The organism is Limnoraphis robusta BA-68 BA1 (assembly GCF_034932365.1).
Taxonomy (GTDB): domain Bacteria; phylum Cyanobacteriota; class Cyanobacteriia; order Cyanobacteriales; family Microcoleaceae; genus Capilliphycus; species Capilliphycus robustus.
Window position 1 is genome coordinate 1 of record NZ_JAYGHR010000085.1, and the last position, 19,836, is coordinate 19,836.

At 41.4% G+C, this 19,836-nt stretch carries 16 protein-coding genes; 4 read left to right on the plus strand and 12 right to left on the minus strand.

Annotated features, from left to right (window positions below; all coding sequences use genetic code 11):
- The first annotated feature begins 44 nt into the window (after positions 1-44).
- On the plus strand, positions 45-1,220 hold the full coding sequence (locus VB836_RS24960) for a tyrosine-type recombinase/integrase (protein ID WP_323223534.1): 1,176 nt from the start codon (positions 45-47) through the stop codon (positions 1,218-1,220).
- 115 nt (positions 1,221-1,335) lie between these two features.
- On the opposite strand, the gene VB836_RS24965 is transcribed toward VB836_RS24960, so the two are convergent.
- The 4 genes from VB836_RS24965 to VB836_RS24980 all read right to left on the minus strand — a co-directional run bounded on the left by VB836_RS24965 (position 1,336) and on the right by VB836_RS24980 (position 5,814).
- Positions 1,336-1,680 (minus strand): universal stress protein, encoded by a 345-nt coding sequence (locus VB836_RS24965; protein ID WP_323223536.1) that lies wholly within the window; start codon positions 1,678-1,680, stop codon positions 1,336-1,338.
- A 108-nt stretch (positions 1,681-1,788) separates the two neighbouring features.
- Positions 1,789-3,009, minus strand: coding sequence for an RNA-guided endonuclease InsQ/TnpB family protein (locus VB836_RS24970; protein ID WP_323223538.1), 1,221 nt, complete (start codon positions 3,007-3,009; stop codon positions 1,789-1,791).
- A 101-nt stretch (positions 3,010-3,110) separates the two neighbouring features.
- Positions 3,111-4,238, minus strand: coding sequence for a TRAP transporter substrate-binding protein (locus VB836_RS24975; RefSeq protein ID WP_323223540.1), 1,128 nt, complete (start codon positions 4,236-4,238; stop codon positions 3,111-3,113).
- Between the two features lie 484 nt (positions 4,239-4,722).
- Positions 4,723-5,814 carry a glycosyltransferase gene (locus tag VB836_RS24980; protein ID WP_323223542.1) on the minus strand — a complete coding sequence of 364 codons (1,092 nt, stop codon included), beginning with the start codon at positions 5,812-5,814 and terminating at the stop codon, positions 4,723-4,725.
- Between the two features lie 540 nt (positions 5,815-6,354).
- Here VB836_RS24980 and VB836_RS24985 point away from each other — a divergent pair.
- Positions 6,355-7,767: a flippase gene (locus VB836_RS24985; protein WP_323223544.1), complete on the plus strand. Its 1,413-nt coding sequence runs from the start codon at positions 6,355-6,357 to the stop codon at positions 7,765-7,767.
- 230 nt (positions 7,768-7,997) lie between these two features.
- Here VB836_RS24985 and VB836_RS24990 read toward each other — a convergent pair whose 3' ends face one another.
- The 8 genes from VB836_RS24990 to VB836_RS25025 all read right to left on the minus strand — a co-directional run bounded on the left by VB836_RS24990 (position 7,998) and on the right by VB836_RS25025 (position 16,313).
- Positions 7,998-8,771, minus strand: coding sequence for an acyltransferase (locus VB836_RS24990; RefSeq protein ID WP_323223546.1), 774 nt, complete (start codon positions 8,769-8,771; stop codon positions 7,998-8,000).
- Positions 8,772-8,805: 34 nt separating this feature from the next.
- A complete protein-coding gene (locus VB836_RS24995) occupies positions 8,806-9,843 on the minus strand; it encodes an NAD-dependent epimerase/dehydratase family protein (RefSeq protein ID WP_323223548.1) in 1,038 nt (345 codons plus the stop codon).
- Positions 9,844-9,863: 20 nt separating this feature from the next.
- Entirely contained in the window at positions 9,864-10,592 is a 729-nt protein-coding gene (locus VB836_RS25000; protein WP_323223550.1) for a class I SAM-dependent methyltransferase, read from the minus strand.
- 42 nt (positions 10,593-10,634) lie between these two features.
- The gene (locus VB836_RS25005; protein WP_323223552.1) at positions 10,635-11,477 is read right to left on the minus strand and encodes a hypothetical protein; all 843 of its coding nucleotides are present in this window, start codon (positions 11,475-11,477) and stop codon (positions 10,635-10,637) included.
- 175 nt (positions 11,478-11,652) lie between these two features.
- Positions 11,653-12,192, minus strand: coding sequence for a metal-dependent hydrolase (locus VB836_RS25010; RefSeq protein WP_323223554.1), 540 nt, complete (start codon positions 12,190-12,192; stop codon positions 11,653-11,655).
- Between the two features lie 12 nt (positions 12,193-12,204).
- Positions 12,205-13,851 carry a glycerol-3-phosphate dehydrogenase/oxidase gene (locus VB836_RS25015; protein ID WP_323223556.1) on the minus strand — a complete coding sequence of 549 codons (1,647 nt, stop codon included), beginning with the start codon at positions 13,849-13,851 and terminating at the stop codon, positions 12,205-12,207.
- Between the two features lie 22 nt (positions 13,852-13,873).
- Positions 13,874-15,160, minus strand: a complete 1,287-nt coding sequence (locus VB836_RS25020; RefSeq protein WP_323223558.1) for a glycosyltransferase family 4 protein — start codon at positions 15,158-15,160, stop codon at positions 13,874-13,876.
- 646 nt (positions 15,161-15,806) lie between these two features.
- On the minus strand, positions 15,807-16,313 hold the full coding sequence (locus VB836_RS25025) for an SRPBCC domain-containing protein (RefSeq protein ID WP_323223560.1): 507 nt from the start codon (positions 16,311-16,313) through the stop codon (positions 15,807-15,809).
- 203 nt (positions 16,314-16,516) lie between these two features.
- Here VB836_RS25025 and tilS point away from each other — a divergent pair, with 203 nt between their 5' ends.
- Together tilS and glgX are read left to right on the plus strand one after the other, a co-directional pair.
- Entirely contained in the window at positions 16,517-17,518 is a 1,002-nt protein-coding gene (tilS, locus tag VB836_RS25030; protein WP_323223616.1) for a tRNA lysidine(34) synthetase TilS, read from the plus strand.
- A gap of 155 nt (positions 17,519-17,673) precedes the next feature.
- Complete coding sequence (gene glgX, locus VB836_RS25035; protein ID WP_323223562.1) at positions 17,674-19,797, plus strand: glycogen debranching protein GlgX; 2,124 nt, start codon at positions 17,674-17,676, stop codon at positions 19,795-19,797.
- Positions 19,798-19,836: the final 39 nt, after the last annotated feature.

Here is a 19,836-nt window from a genome sequence, read left to right on the forward strand (position 1 = left end):
AAAATCAACTCAAACGCTGTTAACTAAATAAGACACAACAAATAATGAAAAATCCATCCAAACGCCGCAAAGGGCGGGTTGGAGTGTCATGTCATAATGGAATTCTACGGCTATCACTTCCCCGTTTCGTGTGTGGAGGTGAACGGAGATATTTATATTTAGGCTTAAAAGATACTCCAGCTAACCGCAAGCTTGCAGAGGCAAAAGCCCAACAAATTGAGACAGATATTGTCTATGAGCGCTTTGACCAAACTCTTGAACGCTACCGCCATCAGAAAACCGTCATTACTGAACAGAAACCCAGTCAAGAAACTCTAGCTCAACTCTATAAACAGTACATAGAAACTAGGCGTTCAAGCGTCCGACCGGGAACATGGAGAGGTACTTATCTGGTTATATTGGGTCACATTCAGCGATCGCCTTTTGCAAATACTGACCCCAACTTAGAAAACACTGGTTATGCTCAGAAGATGCTGGACTGGGGAAGTCAAACCCTTTCGGGCGACACTTGCAGGCGGTTAATGGTTCAGCTCAACGCCTGTTTAAAGTGGGCGGTTGAATCCAAACGAGTCAAGCTAAACCGTTCACCATTTGAGGGGATGGCAGGGAAAGCCAGAAAGCGGATCAAGAAATCAGAGGATGAGGAAACTGATATTAATCCATTCACTAGCTCTGAACGAGACGTCATCATAGAAGCTTTCAAAACCCGTTTTCAACACCGTCAGTATTACTATTACGCTGCCTTCTGTTTTTATGTTGGCTGTAGACCGAGTGAAGCGATCGCCTTGACTTGGGAAGACATCTCAGACGACCTAAGTAAGATAACTTTCAGAAATGCCATAGTAGCGGGTGTTGAAGGTCTGGAAAAAGTTGAGGGGCTTAAAACCCAGAAAAAGCGGGTGTTTCCCTGCAACAATCAGGTTCAGAAGTTACTGAGAGAAATTCAGTCAACCCGTCAGTCTACTCAAGGTCTAGTATTGCCCTCAACCCGAGGCAAGGTATTCAGCACAGATTCTTTCCGCAAAGTGTGGGTCAAAGTGCTTGACAGCTTAGGGATTGAGTATAGGAAGCCGTACCAGACCAGACACACATTTATCACCCTCTGCCTTGAGAAAGGAGTAGATGCAAAGGATGTTGCTAAGTGGGTAGGTAATAGTGCGGAGATAATTTACAAAAATTATGCAGGTCACAGAACCGAGTTATCTGTCCCTGAACTTTGAGTCTCAAGTCATCAAACAACCACTTTTGGAGTGAGTTTGGAGTGAATCCTACTTACACCCAAATAGCCTTAACCTCTGAAAGCCTTAACTGAGAAGAGATTCAAGACAGGGGAAATTACCGACCATGAGTTGGAATGACAATTAAATCCGCGTTTTTTTCCTGAGCGAAATCAACGATTTTTTCGATGGGATGTCCAATCTCAACATACATTTGAATCCCTTGATATTCAGGGTGATTTAACGCTTTTTCTAATGCTTTGTGAACATTAATTTTGCGTTGATCATCATCTAAGGTGTTCCAAACCATCGCCGGATCGGTTGAAGGAAGGGGTTCTAACACATGAATGACATGAACTTGTTCGGGGGATTTTACATATTCTAAAGCGGTGGGAACGGCGTTGAGGGAGAGTTCCCCAAAGTCAAACGGAACCACAACGCAGTTTTTTTCAATTGCACTCATAATCTTTCTCCTAAATTCATCATCTAAATTCAGAGTAGGATGAATACTGCCCATCCTACCAATAGATCAGTTGACATCCTCACCGCCGTGAACGGACGGTGATTCCATCTATTTAAGCAGATCAAAAATTGATAGCTGCTTAAATTCTGGCGGGTTAGCGCTTCTTTGGGTGCTGCTATCCTGAGATAGTCTTACGCTTCCTCCACGCTCGCTTAGAGTATCCGAAAGTCCTCCGGCGACTAAAATATTAACTGCGGCGTTCAGATCACGATCATGAGAAATCCCGCAGTTTAAACAAATCCATTCTCGGATTGAAAGGTCTAATTTACCAATTTTAAACCCACAGCAAGAGCAAGTTTTAGATGTCGGTTCCCATCGGTTAATTACTCGGAAATCTCTTCCATATTTTTCGGATTTAGCTTCTAGAAACGTTCTAAATTTTCTCCATCCTAAATCAGAAATTGCACGGGATAATTTGCGGTTCTTAACCATTCCTGACACATGAAGATCTTCCAGAATAATTGTTTGATTCTCACGAATAATCTGGGTAGATAATTTGTGCAGGAAATCGGTTCGGGTATCAGCTACTTTAGCGTGAAATTTAGCTAACTGTTTTCTTTGGCTTTCATACCGTTTAGATCCTTTGGTTTTCCGAGATAGATTTTTAGATAACTTTTTCAGCTTCCTCATCCTTTTAATCAAGGGTTTGGGAGCTTTTATTTTTTGTCCATTACTCAGTGTGGCAAAGGTTGTAATTCCTAAATCGATGCCAACTGAACTGTTAAAAGATGGAAAAATTTCGGATTGGATTTCTACAACAAAGCTTAAGAAATATCGGTCAGCACTATCTTTGATGATCGTGACCGAACTGCGTTCTGAAGGGAGTTCCCTTGTCCAAACCACCTTAAGCTTTCCAACTTTCGCTAAATAGACTTTCTCTCCTTTGATGGAAAATCCTAATTTAGTGAATCGGGCGGATTGTTTAGATTTCCGCTTTTTAAAGCGAGGAGGTTTAACTTTTTGCCCCTTCCGTTTTCCCTTGCAGGAATTGAAGAAGTTTTTATAGGCTTGCTCTAAATCATTAAGGCTTTGCTGGAGTGGAATTGCTGAAACTTCTGACAGCCATTCCCGTTCTTCTAACTTCTTTGCTTGGGTGATAAATTGTTTTTGTAGTTCACTATTCTTTGGTTTCTTTCTACCTTCTTTATACTCGGAAACACAGAAACCCAGGCTATCGTTCCACACAACTCTGACACACCCAAATAACTTGGCTAATGCCAATTTTTGGGAGGGTGTCGGGTAGCATCGGTAGCGATACCTGGATTTCATTTCCTTTGTTTAATCAACAAGCTTTATAATACATCAAGCTTGGAATAAAAAGCCGTCCTAGAAGAACGGGGCTTTCGACCCAAAATTTTCGGTAAAATCACTTAACTTTTTCCGGTGATTGATTGTAATGCTGGAGCCATTGTAAAATTACCATAGGCGAGTTCACTGACTGCACTCCAGGGGTAAATACTTTCTCGAAACTTTTTCCACTGTTCATAAACCGTTTTAAAGGTAGCATCTTTACTGGCATTTTCTTCATAAATGGCAAAGGCTTGTTGTTGAGCGGCTGTCATAATTTCTGAACTAAAAGCCTTGAGTTGGGTTCCGCCTTCTATCATCCGTTTTAAGGCGATAGGGTTTTCAGTATCATAGATAGCTAAACATTCCATATTCGCTTGTATTGATGCAGCTTTGACAATTTCTTGATATTCTTTCGGGAGCTTATTCCAAGCCGTCAAATTAATCTGTAAATCAAAAGTTGAGCCGGGTTCCCACCAGCCTGGATAATAATAAAATTTCGCGGCTTTGTTTAAGCCTAACTTTTCGTCATCAAACGGCCCTACCCATTCTGCTGCGTCAATTGCACCTCGATCTAAGGCTAGAAAAATTTCTCCACCCGGTAAAACTTGAACATTCACCCCCAAACGCGATAATACTTCTCCACCCAAGCCAGGAATTCGCATTTTTAAGCCCTGTAAATCACTGACATTATTAACTTCTCGCTTGAACCATCCGCCCATTTGCACGCCGGAATTTCCCGACGGAAAGGCAATCGTATTAAAATCAGAATAAAGCTTTTGTATTAACTCTAATCCGCCACCATGATAGAGCCAAGCATTTTGTTGTTGAGCATTTAATCCAAAGGGAACGGCCGTTCCAAATGCCAAAGCGGGATTTTTTCCGATATAATAATAACTGGCAGAGTGACCACATTCAACAGTGCCTTGTTGAACGGCATCTAAAACTTGCAACCCCGGTACAATTTCACCCGCCGCAAACACTTGAATGCTGAACCGTCCATCGGTCATTTCGCTAACTCTTTGTGCGACTCTCTGAGCGGCACCGTAGAGGGTTTTGAGGGAAGTCGGCCAACTGGTTGCCATTTTCCAACGCACATTCGGTAACGCTCCGGCAGTGGTGCTTGTGGTGTTGCTGGGGCTACAAGCAGCAAGGGCAGCAGTCGTGGCGGTAGCGGTGGCAGCATAACTTAAAAGAATGCGACGTTTCATGTTGTTAGAATTCAGGGTAGACTGAGAATATTAATAAGTGATTGAGATCAAATTTGTCAATCGGATTCAATTCTAACAAAGTCGCGATCGCTTGGGGTTAAGAAATATAAATTGTTTTTGATTCCTCTCAAATTGATTGCTCGACCAAGACCAAGCTATTATCGGCTAATTCTCTAACGGAACTCCCAGCCTAAACCCCATCTCTAAATAGTTGCCAAGGTTGAGAAAATTGACGAAAAGATTCACTTTCTTTCCTATAATAATGCTCAGAAAGCCTGTTTACAACTTCTTGTTGTTCTTTGTATCTTGGTGGTTAAATTAGGCTGACTGCTATATTTTTTCGGCAGCCACTAAAATCTTTAGACTCAAATAGGACAGTTCAGTTCCATATTTTATGAAAAAAGGCAGAAGTTTATTGGTTTAGACGGATATTTTACCCCGCCTAAACCCCGAGATTTCTTCCTGCCTTGCAAGGCAGCCTTGTCTAAATTAAGGGATATACTAAGTTCCAGTAGATTTTAAAGAACTGATCCAACTTAGATTTCAAGAAAGCCTGAGCTTTACTTTTCAGTAAATCATCTCTCATATACATCGATTCATTTTTCAGGAGTTCTCGATCTGAAACGGTTTTGAGAGATTGAACTAATTTGCGTTTTTTCAAAAGTTTAGGCAAAGATGCAATCACGGCTAAAATCCCTTGAAAATATGTAATGATATTCCCTTTTAACATCAAAAACGCAATCAGAGAAACTTCATAGATCAGCAAAGCTGGGATCAATACCATTAACGTGCGTAAGGAATAGATTGTCAAAATAAAATACCATCTATTTCTCACTTGATAAAACACTTTTGAAAGACCCCGCTTTTTAACTCGATGATAGCAAATTGCAGGGGGAACGGTGTAGAGTTGATGACCCGATGTTGTTAGTCTGAAGCTAAATTCTCCATCTGTGCGTCCAAAGAAATAATCTTCATCAAATAATCCAATAGTTTCTGCGGCTGACTTGGAAACGAGCAAACAAGTTCCAGAAACGGCATGAACTTGTGTAATATCTTTTACACCTTGATTGAGGGGTTTATCACTATTCAGTAAAATCGCTTCTGCGGTATAGTGAATGAATACTCCCTCATGTTGAATCATATCAGGTTGATCATGATAGACTAGACGGGGCGCCCAAATTGCTGCTTCTGGATAACGATAGTATGCTTTGACTAATTCACTTAAACAGTCTTCTGCAAGGATGGCATCATCATCAACCAGTAAGGTTAAATGATCATCCGGTGTATTGAGAATTCCCTGATTTCTAGCCTGGTTCGGGCCACGATTAGAGTCTAAACGAATGACTTTAATTTGTGAGTAATGATCTTCTACCCATTCTGGTGTATGATCGGTCGAATTATTATCGATCACGATAATTTGAGCAGGTTTGTAAGTTTGAGACTGTAAGGAGTCTAAACAGCGTTGAATTACATTTTTGCCATTGTAAGTTACAACTGCAACTGTAATTTCAGGCTTTTTCAAAGATGAAACGTTAGGAGTTTCTGCACCAGGTTGAATATTTTTTCTGGAATACATCGAGAATTTTTCCCTCTCAAATCAGTCTATTGTCATCAATGCTTAATTCCTTACTTTTCGGATGTTTATAGAGTTTTTGACTCGTTAACCGATTGCTCTGTAAAGATAGTAAGCAAGTTGTTCTGAATACACAGGCTAAGAGCTAGGGGGTGAAATGCTGAAACACCATATGAAGAAATTGAGATCTAACAGTTGAAGCTGCTAACTAGCGTTCTCAAAATCCTCAACCGGAGTCATACACCCTTCAACGGCTAATTGTACCATCAATTGAATTGAGCATAGATTTTCAGGGTGATTTCTGGTAAAAATTGAGCCAGACAATCGGGTTAGCTCATCTGTTTTTTTTTGAAAGAGCCAAAAAAGATCAATAATTTGACAATGTAAAATCTCAACTTAAACTATAAAAAGGGAAGATTAATTGATAGCCTCTGATTACTCTGTTAATGCTCAAATGCTCTGGGACTCCTGAAGTTAATCTTTCCCTGTGAATCACCGATATCCTGCTGCAACCTTTGATTTTGTGACTTTTTGCTCGTCTCTATGAAAAAATTACTGGCTCGTTTAGACTTTTCTTATCTCTATGCCCTAATAGGAGAGGCTACTTTAGCTCTAACATTTGCTTTCTATATTACCATCGCTCGGGTTTTAGGGCCTGAACAGTATGGGATTTTTGCAGCAGCGATCGCTTTAGCCGCAATATTATCTTTGTTCATTCAGTTTGGACTTCCCACTCTGCTGACACGAGAAGTTGCAGCCCATCCAGATGAAGCAACGCAATCAACTGTTTTGTTTCTGGTACTCGAAGGATTAACTTCTATCGGGGTTCTGATTATTCTGTTACCAGTTGCTCTTTTATTAGGTTACAAAAATGAAGTCTTAATTGTGTGTTATTTAGCGGTTATTTCGGAAGTTTGTCGCGCCGCTATAATGACACTACGGGGAGCAATTAAGGGTCTAGGATGGTTTAGAACTGAAAGTGTTGCAGTTGGCGTTGAACGATTAGCAGTTGTCGCAATAGCGACTGTAGTTTTATTTCAAACCAAGAACCTCATACTGGTGGTTGCGACAGTTGCGATTGTGCGATTCGTTAATATTATTGGGCTAGTTTATTATCTCAGTCGCCAGATCAAAATATACTCTCCCGTCAGCAGACAACAATTAATAAACACCCTAAAAATTGCCTATCCGTTTGCTTTGTCTGGGGTGTTATGGATTTTGTACTATCAGGTTGATGTTGTCATGCTCAAGTCTCTCTCAACAGGGGAGGAAACAGGCTTTTACAGTGCATCTTATCGAGTTTTAGAAATGTTCTCGGCTCTACCTAGAGTCGTTTTTTATGTCATTTTCACTCGGTTTGCTCGATACTATACGACTGAGCCAGACAAGTTGCCAGAGCAAATTTTCAAAGCGGCTCGTTTGTTACTCCTCGTTGTCATTCCTGCTATTGTAGTCGCGGGTTTGATTCAGACTCATTTAATTAATATTCTCTACGGTGATGAATTTTCACAGTCTGTCACATCCTTATCGATTCTCCTACCCAGTTTGGCGATTAAAATGTTCGGAAATATTGCTGATCAGTTTCTCCAAGCAACTGGACATGAGAAAAAGCTACCCCTAATTTTAATGGCTGCGGCTTCCACTAACGTTTTAATTAACGCTCTCCTAATTCCCCATTACGCCTCAATGGGTGCAGCCTTCGCCACCTTTTTGAGTGAATGTATACTCGCGACTTTAAGCCTGAGAATTCTAGCTCAAATTGGATATAGTCAGGCGAGTAAAAATATTGGCTTCATCGCCATTATTAGTTTAGTTGTGACGGCGATTCCTTCTCTTCTGCTATATGGATTAACTCCAATAATTGGCATCGGATTAATCATACCCTGCATCGCGATTTTGCTGTTCAGGATGCGTTACAAAAACTTTCTAGAACCCGTCCCATCAGAGCAACTCTGATTGGAGATTCCTGTCTGAACTTGAGAGTTTACTCTGTTGCTATAGAACAGAGTTTTGCAAAAAAATTGGGAATCTTAGGCTTTTTGTAGTCTAGGATTTCCCAAGTTTTTCACAATTGATCTAGGATTAGATTAATCGTAAAGGAAGTCAGCTAAAATTTACTGATCTTCAAACTGATATTTTTCAATTTTCATCGTTTCTCTGTGCAGTCGATTACCTTTTAAAACCTATCAATTGCTAACAGTATCTTGACGGTTTTGGATGATTTTAGCGGGAACTCCAACAGCAACAGAATAATCGGGTAAATTCTTCGTGACGACTGCACCCGCTCCCACAATACAGCCCTTGCCAATTTTAACACCATCAAGCACAATCGCACCCGCACCTAACCAAACATCATCACCAATTTCAACAGGCCCTTTTGTATAAACGCCCTGTTCCATCATCGGAATATCCAAACGGTTTGTAATGTAACGTCCACCTCCGATATAACAATTCGCCGCAATTAAAACAGAACGACCAATAAAAATCCCCCCTCCCGAAGTTAGAATGGTATTACAACCAATATCCGTTTTTTCGCCAATTGTAACGGGGGCTGTTTTACCCTGAATCACACAATTTCGAGAGATAATAACCGAATCTCCGATGTTAATTCCCGCTTCACCTGCGCCACTCGCATCCAGCAGGGCATAATCATCAATCGCCACCCCATTTCCTAAGCTAATTTTTCCCGGATGACGGATAACAATTCCCTTCCCAAAAATCACACTTTTCCCCACCTGTTTAAACAGACGAGGATAGAACATCTTGCGGGTAATGTAGCCTAAAGCTCCTGGTAAATTCCCAAACAATAAAGTTGTGAGTTCATAGGATAAAAAAGGGATTAATTGAGTCGTACCAACCGCTTTTTCTTGATATCGTTTTAAAGCAGAAGACTGAGTTTGATTGAGCTGTTGGGAAAGCGGAACTTTGGCAATTCGTTGCTGTTCATCGGGAGCTACCATGATAATTTTTTTCTATTCCTTCTAGGATTTAATCTTAAGATTTTTTCAGGGAAATCCAACCGTTATCAAGATACCATTGAGCCAGTTCTTTTAACCCTTCTTCATCGGAATGAGCCGGAATAAAATCCACTAAATTTCTCATTTTTGAGGTATTAAAAGAACGATCTTTGGTGTAAAAAGCCAATCGTCGTCGATAAATAGGCGGTTCAATTCCCAAGGGACGAAAAATGAGTTCAAAGAAATCACCAATAGCAAAAACAGGTGCCGCAGGAACTTTAATAAATTTGGGAGAAACGCCGTAATACCCCCCAATTAAAGCCACCATATCTTTAAAGCTCATGGCTTCTTTACTTCCACAAATAAACACTTCCCCTATCGCTTTGGGATGAGTCGCAGCCACAATAAAAAAGTCCGTCAAGTCATCAACATGAATAAAATGCAGTAAGTTACTTCCATTTCCAATCACGGGTACCCATTTTTTAGCAACCCATTTATAGATTTTCAGAAGACGTTTTTCTCCAGGGCCATAGATTCCAGCCGGACGAACAACAGTTATCGGTAAGCCTTCTTTTTGACCAAATTCTTGAATCCATTGTTCTCCCTGAAGTTTAGTTTCTTGATAAACATCTCCGGGTTTTAAAGGACAGTTTTCATCTCCAGGAGGATTGTCAACATGACCATGAACCCCAATCGTTGAAACGTGAACAAACCGTCTAAAATCTGGTTGTTTGAGGGCAGCTTTTGCTAAAAGTTGGGTACTAAGAACATGAACGTTATGATAGCCAATATCGGGTGATTTTGCTTCTCTAAACGGTGTCACCATATGGAAAATATAGTTAACGCCTTCTATGGCTTTATTAATCAGTTCTTCATCAAATACATCGCCTTTTAGCCATTGAATGGGCATTCCCGCAAAGGATTCTAAATTGGAACTCGGACGGGCAATTGCAACAACTTCAATCCCTTGATTAATCAGCTTTTTAACCAGAACTGAACCTGTAAAACCAGTTGCTCCCGTAACCAGAGCGCGGGAGCCAGGAGGAAGTTTATATTGAGATTCGGTGAGAGTCATCTTAACTTAAAAATTGGAGGTTAACGGGGTGTAAATTTAGCAACAATGGGAGAACCTAACCAATAGGTTAATCCCAATACTCTCATAGATTGTTCAAGTTGAGATGAAAGTCCGGGAGATTTCAGGGTACGATGTAAAACCATCGGCCAGAAAAATTGAGCATAACGTCCCGTTTGTTGCCAACCTGCGGCTTTAAAGTAGTTAAGCAGCGTAGATTCTTGATAAGAAATAAAGGGTCGAGTATTGCCTTCTAATCCTTTTTTCAGTTTAAATAAATAGGGTGCAATTGAATTCACACTGCGAACGGTTGGATAATCAACGATTACCGCTTTTTTTGCCACTCTCGTCAGTTCACTTAAGAATTTTTCCCATTGCGTCACATGAGCTAAAAAGCGATAACTAATCACCACATCAAAGGCGTTATCCGGGTAGGGTAAATCGAGAACATTTCCGACTTGAAAGGAACAGCGATTACTTTCAAGCCAAGGCTGAATTCTTGCTTGACAAACCTCAGAACTTCCTAATACTGTAACTTGATAGCCATTTTCAATTAAAGGAGCGGTGATTTGTCCATGTCCGCCCCCGACATCCAAAACCGTCGCCTGGGGATAGTCTTGAAGCATTTGTAATGTTGCTTCGGTTTGAATGTTCAGCATCCAAGTTCCAACTGCACCGGAAAACCGAGAAGCATAACCCTCTGAAGAAGTTTCTATATCTGCGGTTTCTGGAAAGTTTGAATTAACAACCATCTTTTTCACCCTGTTACTTAATTTATGCGAATATTCACCGCTTTATTCTTGATTTTGATAGCGAACTTGAACTTGATTGCGAATAAAATTCCAAGGGGTTTGTAAAGAGCCGTAAGGATGCACAACCGTTTCAGGACGAAGTAAAATCTCTTTCATACTTTTTCCGGGTTCTTGTTGATTAAATGAACCCCGAACCTGAAATCCAAAACTGCCGGGTCGAGTAATTTCCGAAGTAAGCGGAAGCGGATCAGTTCCGGGTAAAATTCTTAATCCTTTGGCTTCTGCGAGTTGAAAATAAGCAGGACGACGCCAAAAAATAGGACGTCCGCCATTATCTCCCAAAAATAACGGAGAAGCATCATCAGACTTCAACAGGTTACTTAATACTTTTCCCCGTCGTCCGATCCACTTTCCAAACCCCCAAGGAAGGATGGGTAAACCGCCTGCTTCTCGAATCATTTGTAGGGTTTCTGGAAGGGGAGAACCATCGGTAAAAGTCTGATCGGTGATTAAGGCTAAAACCTCTAAATTTTCTGAGGTAATGATCTGACGACCTGCAATTAAAAACATCCCCTGTTGTTGGGGATTTTCGGCATAAATTGACTCAGGTTCAGATGTTTTATTAAATTTCCAGTCTTCTATCTTTTGCTGTTTTTCTGCATAGTCTACTAATGTTTTAAACCAGTTATTGCCACTTGTTTCTGTCAAGAATAATAGGGAAAAAGAGGGAAGTTTTCCGGGCAGTTTAGCGACAGTTTTTTGAAAGTTTTCAAAGGCTGAATTGAGAAACTGTTCGAGGGAAAAACAGTTATAGATATGAACATGAGCATCTGCTAGAATTAAAGGATGAGCAGAGTCAATCGATTTGGCTAATAGGGAGGTCATCGCTAAGGCTCACAATGGGATTTGTTGAAGTTTGGCTGGGTAAGTTTTATCTTATACCAATTCTTTATGAAGCTGCATCTAATTTATCCCCCCCAGCCCCCCTTACTAAGGGGGGAAGCCGCAGGCGGGGGGATCGAAAAAAGTTGCATAATTAGAAAGAAATGGTATTACTATTCTACTCCACAAATTTTTGAGATTGGGTTTGTTTCCAAAACCATAATCCGGCTAGAATTAGTCCAGAGTAACCCAACTCCCAACCAATAAAGACTAAATGGCTGAGATCAAATAGTCCTCTCGAATGATGAACGCCGGGAAACAGGGGTAAAGAAGATTGAATAGAAACGTCTGAAAAGGGCGAGAATATTTGTACACCTGACCCGCCTGCGGTAAAGATATCCAAGAGTAAATGGGAACCATAAATAATCAATGTCCACCCGATTAATTTTTGGGCGGAGAACTTCTTGAAGCGACTTCCCAATAAACCGATAACCAGACTTAAGCCAACGGTAAAAAGTAGGGTATGGGTTAACCCTCGATGAAATCGTTCTCCCGTTAGTAATTGGGGGATAAAATCAAAGTCAGCCGCGATCGCAATGAAAACCGCAGCAAAAGATTCCCAATGATACCGCTTTCCTTGATGAAAAGGGCGTGATTGTAGGGGAAATAATTCAGATAAAACGTATCCAGAAACAGCGTGAGCGATGGGAGAAGGCATAATTCAAATTAATTAAACACCAGATAAAATAGGAGTATGATGCTTACTTATATTTTTCACTTGTTGGAGTTCTTGCTGGATTTGAGTTGAACTCCAGCCCAACAGATCAGCCATTGTTTCCGCACATAACTGTACAGAACTCTCGTCTAATTCACCTGCACTACCCAGTTCTGTTCGCCGAAACACAACATCACTTAGGGTTTGTGCCATTTCATAATCAACAGCATACAAGACTTGTGCCTTGAGAACCGCATGATCCGATGAACTCGGCTGAGGTAATTTCTTTAAATAGCCTAACACATCTTGATAAACAGAACCGTAATTATAGACTAAACTCCGAATCGTCTCCGATGCAAATCCCTCGGACTGTTTCGTGGTGATTGCCTGTTGTAAGAAAGCGGAAAAATTGCTAATCTCTCCCCCATAAAGTGGTGTTGTTGCGGATACAGACGGGGGTGATTTTTGACCCCAAGATTTAAACAGGTAATCCAGAGTTTTTTGAGCCACATCACGAGCGGTTGTATATTTCACTCCCACAACTGAAATTAATCCACTCAGTCCCTCGGCAGTAAAATCTCGAATTTGATACTGTTTAAGCATCGCAGGTTCGCCTGTTTTCGGATCAATTCCCTTGTAAGGAAGCTGACCTTGATGTACAAATAATATATCTTCTCGGGTTAATTGAGCGGGTGGATAAGCTTCGTTAATTTGATTGATAAACCCTTGAATAGATTCTTCGGAAATTTTAAATTCATCGGGGTTTTGAGGTTCGATTCCTTGCCAAGTCCCAATCATCGATTTTCCTCGCCAGGGAGAGACAAACCAGAAGCGTCCTTTACCCGGTAAACCGACTGCATAATGATTAAATAAAGGGCGAGTAATCACGTTCATCGCCTGGGCTAAACCCATTTGATGTTGAGGGGGTTGAGGTTTGACTAAACCTAAAACATGATTCACCCAAGGCCCACTGGTATTAATAACCGTTTTGGCTTGAATTTCAAAGGAATTTTCACTTAAAACATCTACAACTTTAACACCAGTAATCCGATTTTCCTGTTGTAAAAATCCGGTCACTTTGGTATAATTAGAAAGATCTGAACCTTGCTCAACTGCTGAGTGTAAAAACGCCAGGGTGAGTCGTTCAGAATTGTACACCTGGGCATCGTGAAAAACTGCTCCTCCTGTTAATCCCTCTATCGTTAAACCCGGAACTAATTGTTGACATTCGGTTTTAGAAACGACTCGACCTTTGGGGAGATGTTTTTGTTGATCTGAAAGTCGATTGCGATCAAAACTAACAAGATCGTTGAGTTTTAAAGCGATAGAAAGAGCTTCTTTTCCCTTCGTTCCATGTCCGTAAGTGGGAATGAGAACCGGGAGGGGATGAACGAGATGGGGCGCAATTCCCATTAACGTTGTGCGTTCAGAAATCGACTCTCGCATCCGTTTCAAATCCGCCGTTTGTAGATATCTCAATCCCCCGTGAATGGTCTTTAAACTGTTTGCTGAGGTGGCGCCACCAAAGTCAGATTGTTCGACTAAGGCGACGCTTAAACCCCGTGAACTGGCTTCCCAAGCAACACTTGCGCCGTAGATTCCGCCGCCAATAATCAGGACATCGTAGACCGTTTGGGTTAAAGTCGCAAGGTTTCTTTTCATTACTTTTTATACATCACTCTATCTATCCTACTTGCAACTGAGTCGGAAAGATTTCACGCTGTAACCAACAGTAAAGGCCATTAACGGTTTTGCGAAATGCACTGTAACTGTGTTTTTCTTGAACCAATTGTTGTCCAGCGTTTCCGAGTTGTGAACACAAGTTAGGATTGTTGATCAACTCAATCATACCTTGAGAAAAGTCTTCTGGTGTAGGTTGCGCCAGCATGGAAACTTCTGGAGTTAAAACTTGGGTATGGGTCAGCAAATCAGTTGCTAAAACCGCTTTCCCGCTATCGAGGTAGGAGTAAATTTTCATCGGGGTATTAATCCCTTTTGTCCGAGGAGAGACTAAAATATCAGCCTGAGACAAATAAGCACTCAAGTGTTGAGCGGGACGTTGACCGAGAAAATGTACTTTGTGATTGATTCCCAGTTGAGTGGATTTTGCTTGATATTTTTCAATTCCGGCTGCATCTCCACCAATAATTACTAAGTCGGCTTGATTGGTAGATTTTAAAGTGAGTGCAAAACTGTCTAGCAGCAAATCAATCCCTTGATATCCTTCTAAATTTCCGACATACATCAGGATTTTATTTTGGATACCAAGTTGTTTGCGAATGTCTTCGTTGACTTCTGTTGTCGAGTCTTCTAACAGCGAGATATCAGGCAGTAGAGTTACTTTTTCCGGTTTATAACGAGCGATATCTTCAGCGATCGCATTACAGACCGGAACCACAGCTTTCGCGTTTTGAACTGCCATTTTCTCAAACCAGTTAAACACCCCAGCCAAGGGTTTTAACGCAGGAATTTGCTCGATCATTTGTTGAGCAATGGAGGAATCCATGTCATAAACATAGGGAATTCCAAACATTAGCTTCATCAGTAAGGCGATAAAAACAGATTCTTCTATGGCTTGAATCAGATCATATTTACCGCTCGCCGCCAGTCGCATCACTTTAAAGATCATCAAGAAGTCATAGACTAATTTTTTTCCTGAAAATCCCGGCTTAATGTTTTTAACAAAAGGAACTTTTATGGTTCTGTGGATTCTGACATTCTCGAGTTCAATATCTTTTCCTTCAGGAAAGGTAACAACATCGACTTGGTGATGATTTTCGGATAACGCTCTTAAAAAAAAGCCTGTATTAATCGGGGTTCCTCGGTCTTGATAAAAAGGATGCGGTGCTAAAAACAAGATATTTAGTCCGTTTGATTTTCTTAACTTTTGTTGCCGATAGAGGCGAAAACTTTTGATCTGATGTCTGGCAGCACTTTTGAGTTTAGAGCTAGTCTGACTTGCGAGTACCATTTTTACCCCTCAAAATTATGTACAATATTGTCGTATAAAATTTCAGCCTAAAACCTTCCGATTTTTGGGCTTCTAATCAAGTTAGTCTCCGCCTAAATTTTGATCAAGTTTCCGACTTGATGTGTCAATTCTCAATCCTGATCTGTTAGGCAGAAGAGTTTACAACCCTAACTGAAGAACACTCTAGTTTTGAATAATTATGCTTTAGTCCTTTGTATTTGAATCCTACAATGACATTTCTGAAAAAGTAAGGGGGGTTGTGTAAAACCTTTCAGACAACTGAACCCTTTTATGTAAAGCTTCAGTAAAGATACTGTATTATTAATTTTTAGAGGCTTCAGTAAGTCTACGGAGTTGATCTGTTGTATAAGCACAGCAGGAAGTTCTCCTCTGTATTTTTTCGAGGATGTGGAAGTCCGAATTGATATTCGACTGAGTGCAGCAGTTTGTTAAGAAGTCAATCGCCTCATTGACTCCAGAAAGATTATATGAAATACTTTAATGTTTGGTTCAAATTACGGATGAGGAGACCGTTGACAGTGACCTGTTTTGTAGAATTGCCTCTACCAGTGATCAGTCCTCTTGCTTTCTGCTTTTTGTCGGATTATTTTTTCATTTCATATTAGGCCTCTATTGAAAAGTAACTTCACAAAACTTTAAGCTTTTCGACATATCCTTTTAACTCTCGGGCCATTCTGTCCATGCCTCGTTTTTCATCTTCACGAATAAACGGTAAAAATACCCGTGATATCCATCCTGAAAACTCTTCTCGGTGAATATACTTTGTCCGACCTTCCCCAATTTCTTGCAACTCAAACCAATATTCACCCCGAAAACCCGGAATTTCACAAACCCAACTCAAACAGACGGCCGGTTGTACAACTTTAACAATGGCTTGAAACTCTGTATCTTCGTCAGCCGGACTTCGCCACACCGATAGCCGCAAGATTTGATTCACCTCAAAGGGTAAACTGGAGTCACGGTCAGATAAAAAACTATTCCACTCAACCCAATCTTCTTTTTGATAGAGTGCTTGCCAAACTCGCTGTTTGGAGGCATTAATTTCAATTTCCGTATAAATCGTTGACATATCATTTAAAATTAGGAAAGAGAAAGCCGGAATGCTAGAATTTTTGATTTTTCTTTCGATCATCCCAGACCATTCTCTGCCTGAGCAATTTTACCGTAAATTGCCGCACACGCCCCTACCTTTAGGTATGGGGATACAAGGCACAAGGCAAGGAAATGCTATAATAACTCTACTGGCAGGGTATTCAACCAGTCTAAAAACCCAGCATCTAATCGATGCAATTAACGCCGACTTTTCCTCTAATTAAAGGATTGTTACTCAATGAAATGTCTGATTCTGCTTCTTGGACACCCCTCCATGCTCAACTTCATCGAACTTTAAAAGTACGTCAACTTTTACCTTCCGGTCAACGGCTTTTGGTGGCAGTATCCGGCGGACAAGACTCCCTATGCCTAATCAAATTGCTCCTAGACTTGCAACCGAAATGGGGTTGGGACTTAGCGATCGCTCATTGTGATCATGGTTGGCGCTCTGACTCTGCGGATAATGCTAAGTATATTAAACAACTTGCCCAATTTTGGCAAGTCTTATTTTACGGTAAAACGGCTCAACAAATCCCAAAAAGTGAAGCCGATGCTCGTCACTGGCGTTATCAGGTTTTATCTGAAATTGCTCTAAGTGATGATTACGCCTATGTTGTTACAGGTCATACCCAGAGCGATCGCGCCGAAACGTTATTATACAATTTAATTCGCGGTAGTGGGGCTGATGGCTTACAAGCCTTAACTTGGTGTCGTCCTTTAAGCGTTGAAGCGGATAATAATATATGGTTAGTGCGACCGATGTTAGAAATTTTGCGATCGCAAACGGGTCAATTTTGCCAAGACCAACAGTTAAAAATTTGGTCTGATAGTACCAACCAAGACTTAAAATATGCTCGCAACCGGATTCGTACTGAGTTAATACCCTACTTGCAAACCCATTTTAACCCGCGAACCGAACAAGCTTTAGCGCAAACTGCTGAACTCTTACAAGCCGAAGTAGACTACTTAGAACAAGCCACCGAACAACTGTATCAACAAGCGATCGCATTTGAAGCGAATTCTACCCCTTTAAAAATCAATCGCCTGATTTTACGTCAAGCCCCCCTCGCCCTGCAACGTCGAGTCATCCGTCGTTGGCTGCAACAGATTCTTCCCACATCCCCGAGTTTTGAGATGATCGAGAAGCTGACCGCTTTAATCTCAGCCCCGAACCGATCCCAGAGCGATCCCTTTCCGGGTGGAGCGATCGCCAAAGTTGACGGTGAATGGATATATACAATTTAACCGATGGTCTGACTCACTTTGTTTCGTTAATATTGTTTTAAAACTCAGGTCATGCTGAAACCTGACTCAGTGTGGACAGCATCTCGAAGCTGTTGACTCTTAGTTATTTCAGCCTCGGGGTGTCCTGAACCTAAATTAAAATAGGAAGCGTTTGTATGTATTTACCTGTCTGGCCCGGTAAACCTTATCCTTTAGGCGCACTCTGGGATGGTAAAGGAACAAACTTTGCGTTGTATAGTGAAAATGCAATCGCCGTTGAGCTATGTTTGTTCGACAGTGAAGACCAGGAAACCCGTATTTTCCTCACCGAAGTCCATAACTTTATCTGGCATGGATACATCCCTGGCATTGCACCCGGTCAACGCTATGGGTTTCGCGTACACGGCCCCTATTGCCCCGAAGAAGGTCATCGTTTTAATCCCAATAAGTTACTCATTGACCCCTATGCCAAAGCCTTAGACAGTGAAATTCAGTGCGGAGAAGCCTTGTTTGGCTACTCTTGGGAGAGTGAAGAGCAAGACTTGTCGTTTTCTGAACTTGATGATGCTCATCTCGTCCCCAAAGCCGTCGTCATTGATGAAACCTTTGATTGGGAAGACGATAAACTACTCCGCATTCCCGAACACAAAACTATTATCTATGAGATGCACGTTAAGGGCTTTACCCAACTGCATCCCGACATTCCCTCAGAACTCCGAGGAACTTATGCAGGACTCGGACATCCGGCGGTTATTGCCTATCTCCAGTCTTTAGGCGTTACCGCAGTTGAGTTAATGCCTGTACATCATTTTCTCTCTCAACCGGGACATTTAATCAAAAACGGCCTCAAAAATTATTGGGGTTATGATTCAATTTGTTATCTGGCGCCCCATCAGCCTTACAGTGCAGATCAAACGCCAGGACAACAGGTGCAAGAATTTAAAAAAATGGTGAAAGCCCTGCACAATGGCGGTATCGAGGTGATTTTGGATGTAGTTTATAACCACACCGGAGAAGGCAACCATTTAGGGCCGACATTATCATTGCGAGGAATTGATAATGCAGTTTATTATCGTTTAGTTGAAGACAATCCTCGCTACTACATGGATTTTACCGGATGCGGTAATTCTCTCAACGTTTCTCATCCGCAAGTCCTGAAGCTGATTATGGATAGCTTACGCTATTGGGTGCTGGAAATGCACGTTGATGGTTTCCGGTTTGACTTGGCTTCAGCGTTGGCGCGAGAATTGTATGAAGTCAATAGTTTGGGGGCATTTTTTAATATTATTCACCAAGATCCGGTGTTGTCGGATGTGAAACTGATTGCTGAACCTTGGGATGTTGGGGAAGGCGGTTATCAAGTGGGGAATTTTCCCATTTTATGGTCAGAATGGAACGGGAAATATCGGGATACTGTGCGGGATTTTTGGCGAGGTGAAGATAGCTTGCTAGCTGAATTTGCTTATCGGTTTACCGGAAGTTCAGACTTGTATGAAAATAACGGCCGTCAACCCCACGCCAGTATTAACTTTATCACAGCTCACGATGGTTTTACGTTAAATGATCTCGTTAGCTACAACGAAAAATATAACGAAGCCAATTGTGAGGATAACTGTGATGGTGAAAGCCATAACCGTTCTTGGAATTGTGGGGAAGAAGGCGAAACGGATGATCCAGAGATTTTGGAGTTACGCAACCGCCAACGTCGGAATTTCTTAGTTACATTGATGTTGTCTCAAGGGGTGCCAATGTTAGTCAGTGGCGATGAATTGGGACGCACTCAAAAAGGGAATAATAATGCCTATTGTCAGGATAATGAATTGTCTTGGCTTGATTGGAATTTGCCAGAAAGTAATGCAGATTTACTGGATTTTACCCGTCAATTGATTGATTTTCGGCGTCGTCATCCGGTGTTTCGGCGCCGTCGTTGGTTCCAAGGACAGCCCATTCATGGATCAGTGGTGAGTGATCTGGGTTGGTATAATCCAGATGGCGGTGAAATGACAGAAGAACAGTGGTGTATGGGTTTTGCGAGAGCGATCGCTGTTTTTCTCAATGGTGAAGAAATTCCCGAGGTGGGATTTAAAGGTGAGCGGGTGATGGATGATAGTTTTCTGCTCTTTTTTAACGCTCACTATGAGATGATTGAGTTTGATTTACCCGAAGGTTTACGCGATCGCCAATGGCGGGTGGTGATTGATACGAAAGAGCCGTCTTTTATCACCGATTGGGTGACTTATTCCGAAGATAAAGCTGTACCTGTAACCGAGCGTTCAGTGGTTATCTTGCAACGGTGTTAAAAGCTGAATTCATATTGAGATTAAAAAAGGTCGGGAACG

Excerpts from the sequence above, each read along its gene's own strand:
- VB836_RS24990 (WP_323223546.1), bottom strand. The coding sequence starts at position 8,771 with ATGGTAGCTCCCGATGAACAGCAACGAATTGCCAAAGTTCCGCTTTCC.
- VB836_RS25000 (WP_323223550.1), bottom strand. The coding sequence starts at position 10,592 with ATGGTTGTTAATTCAAACTTTCCAGAAACCGCAGATATAGAAACTTCT.
- VB836_RS24965 (WP_323223536.1), bottom strand. The coding sequence starts at position 1,680 with ATGAGTGCAATTGAAAAAAACTGCGTTGTGGTTCCGTTTGACTTTGGG.
- VB836_RS24985 (WP_323223544.1), top strand. The coding sequence starts at position 6,355 with ATGAAAAAATTACTGGCTCGTTTAGACTTTTCTTATCTCTATGCCCTA.
- tilS (WP_323223616.1), top strand. The coding sequence starts at position 16,517 with ATGTCTGATTCTGCTTCTTGGACACCCCTCCATGCTCAACTTCATCGA.
- VB836_RS25015 (WP_323223556.1), bottom strand. The coding sequence starts at position 13,851 with ATGAAAAGAAACCTTGCGACTTTAACCCAAACGGTCTACGATGTCCTG.
- VB836_RS24970 (WP_323223538.1), bottom strand. The coding sequence starts at position 3,009 with ATGAAATCCAGGTATCGCTACCGATGCTACCCGACACCCTCCCAAAAA.
- glgX (WP_323223562.1), top strand. The coding sequence starts at position 17,674 with ATGTATTTACCTGTCTGGCCCGGTAAACCTTATCCTTTAGGCGCACTC.
- VB836_RS25020 (WP_323223558.1), bottom strand. The coding sequence starts at position 15,160 with ATGGTACTCGCAAGTCAGACTAGCTCTAAACTCAAAAGTGCTGCCAGA.
- VB836_RS24975 (WP_323223540.1), bottom strand. The coding sequence starts at position 4,238 with ATGAAACGTCGCATTCTTTTAAGTTATGCTGCCACCGCTACCGCCACG.
- VB836_RS24995 (WP_323223548.1), bottom strand. The coding sequence starts at position 9,843 with ATGACTCTCACCGAATCTCAATATAAACTTCCTCCTGGCTCCCGCGCT.
- VB836_RS25010 (WP_323223554.1), bottom strand. The coding sequence starts at position 12,192 with ATGCCTTCTCCCATCGCTCACGCTGTTTCTGGATACGTTTTATCTGAA.
- VB836_RS24960 (WP_323223534.1), top strand. The coding sequence starts at position 45 with ATGAAAAATCCATCCAAACGCCGCAAAGGGCGGGTTGGAGTGTCATGT.
- VB836_RS25025 (WP_323223560.1), bottom strand. The coding sequence starts at position 16,313 with ATGATCGAAAGAAAAATCAAAAATTCTAGCATTCCGGCTTTCTCTTTC.
- VB836_RS25005 (WP_323223552.1), bottom strand. The coding sequence starts at position 11,477 with ATGACCTCCCTATTAGCCAAATCGATTGACTCTGCTCATCCTTTAATT.
- VB836_RS24980 (WP_323223542.1), bottom strand. The coding sequence starts at position 5,814 with ATGTATTCCAGAAAAAATATTCAACCTGGTGCAGAAACTCCTAACGTT.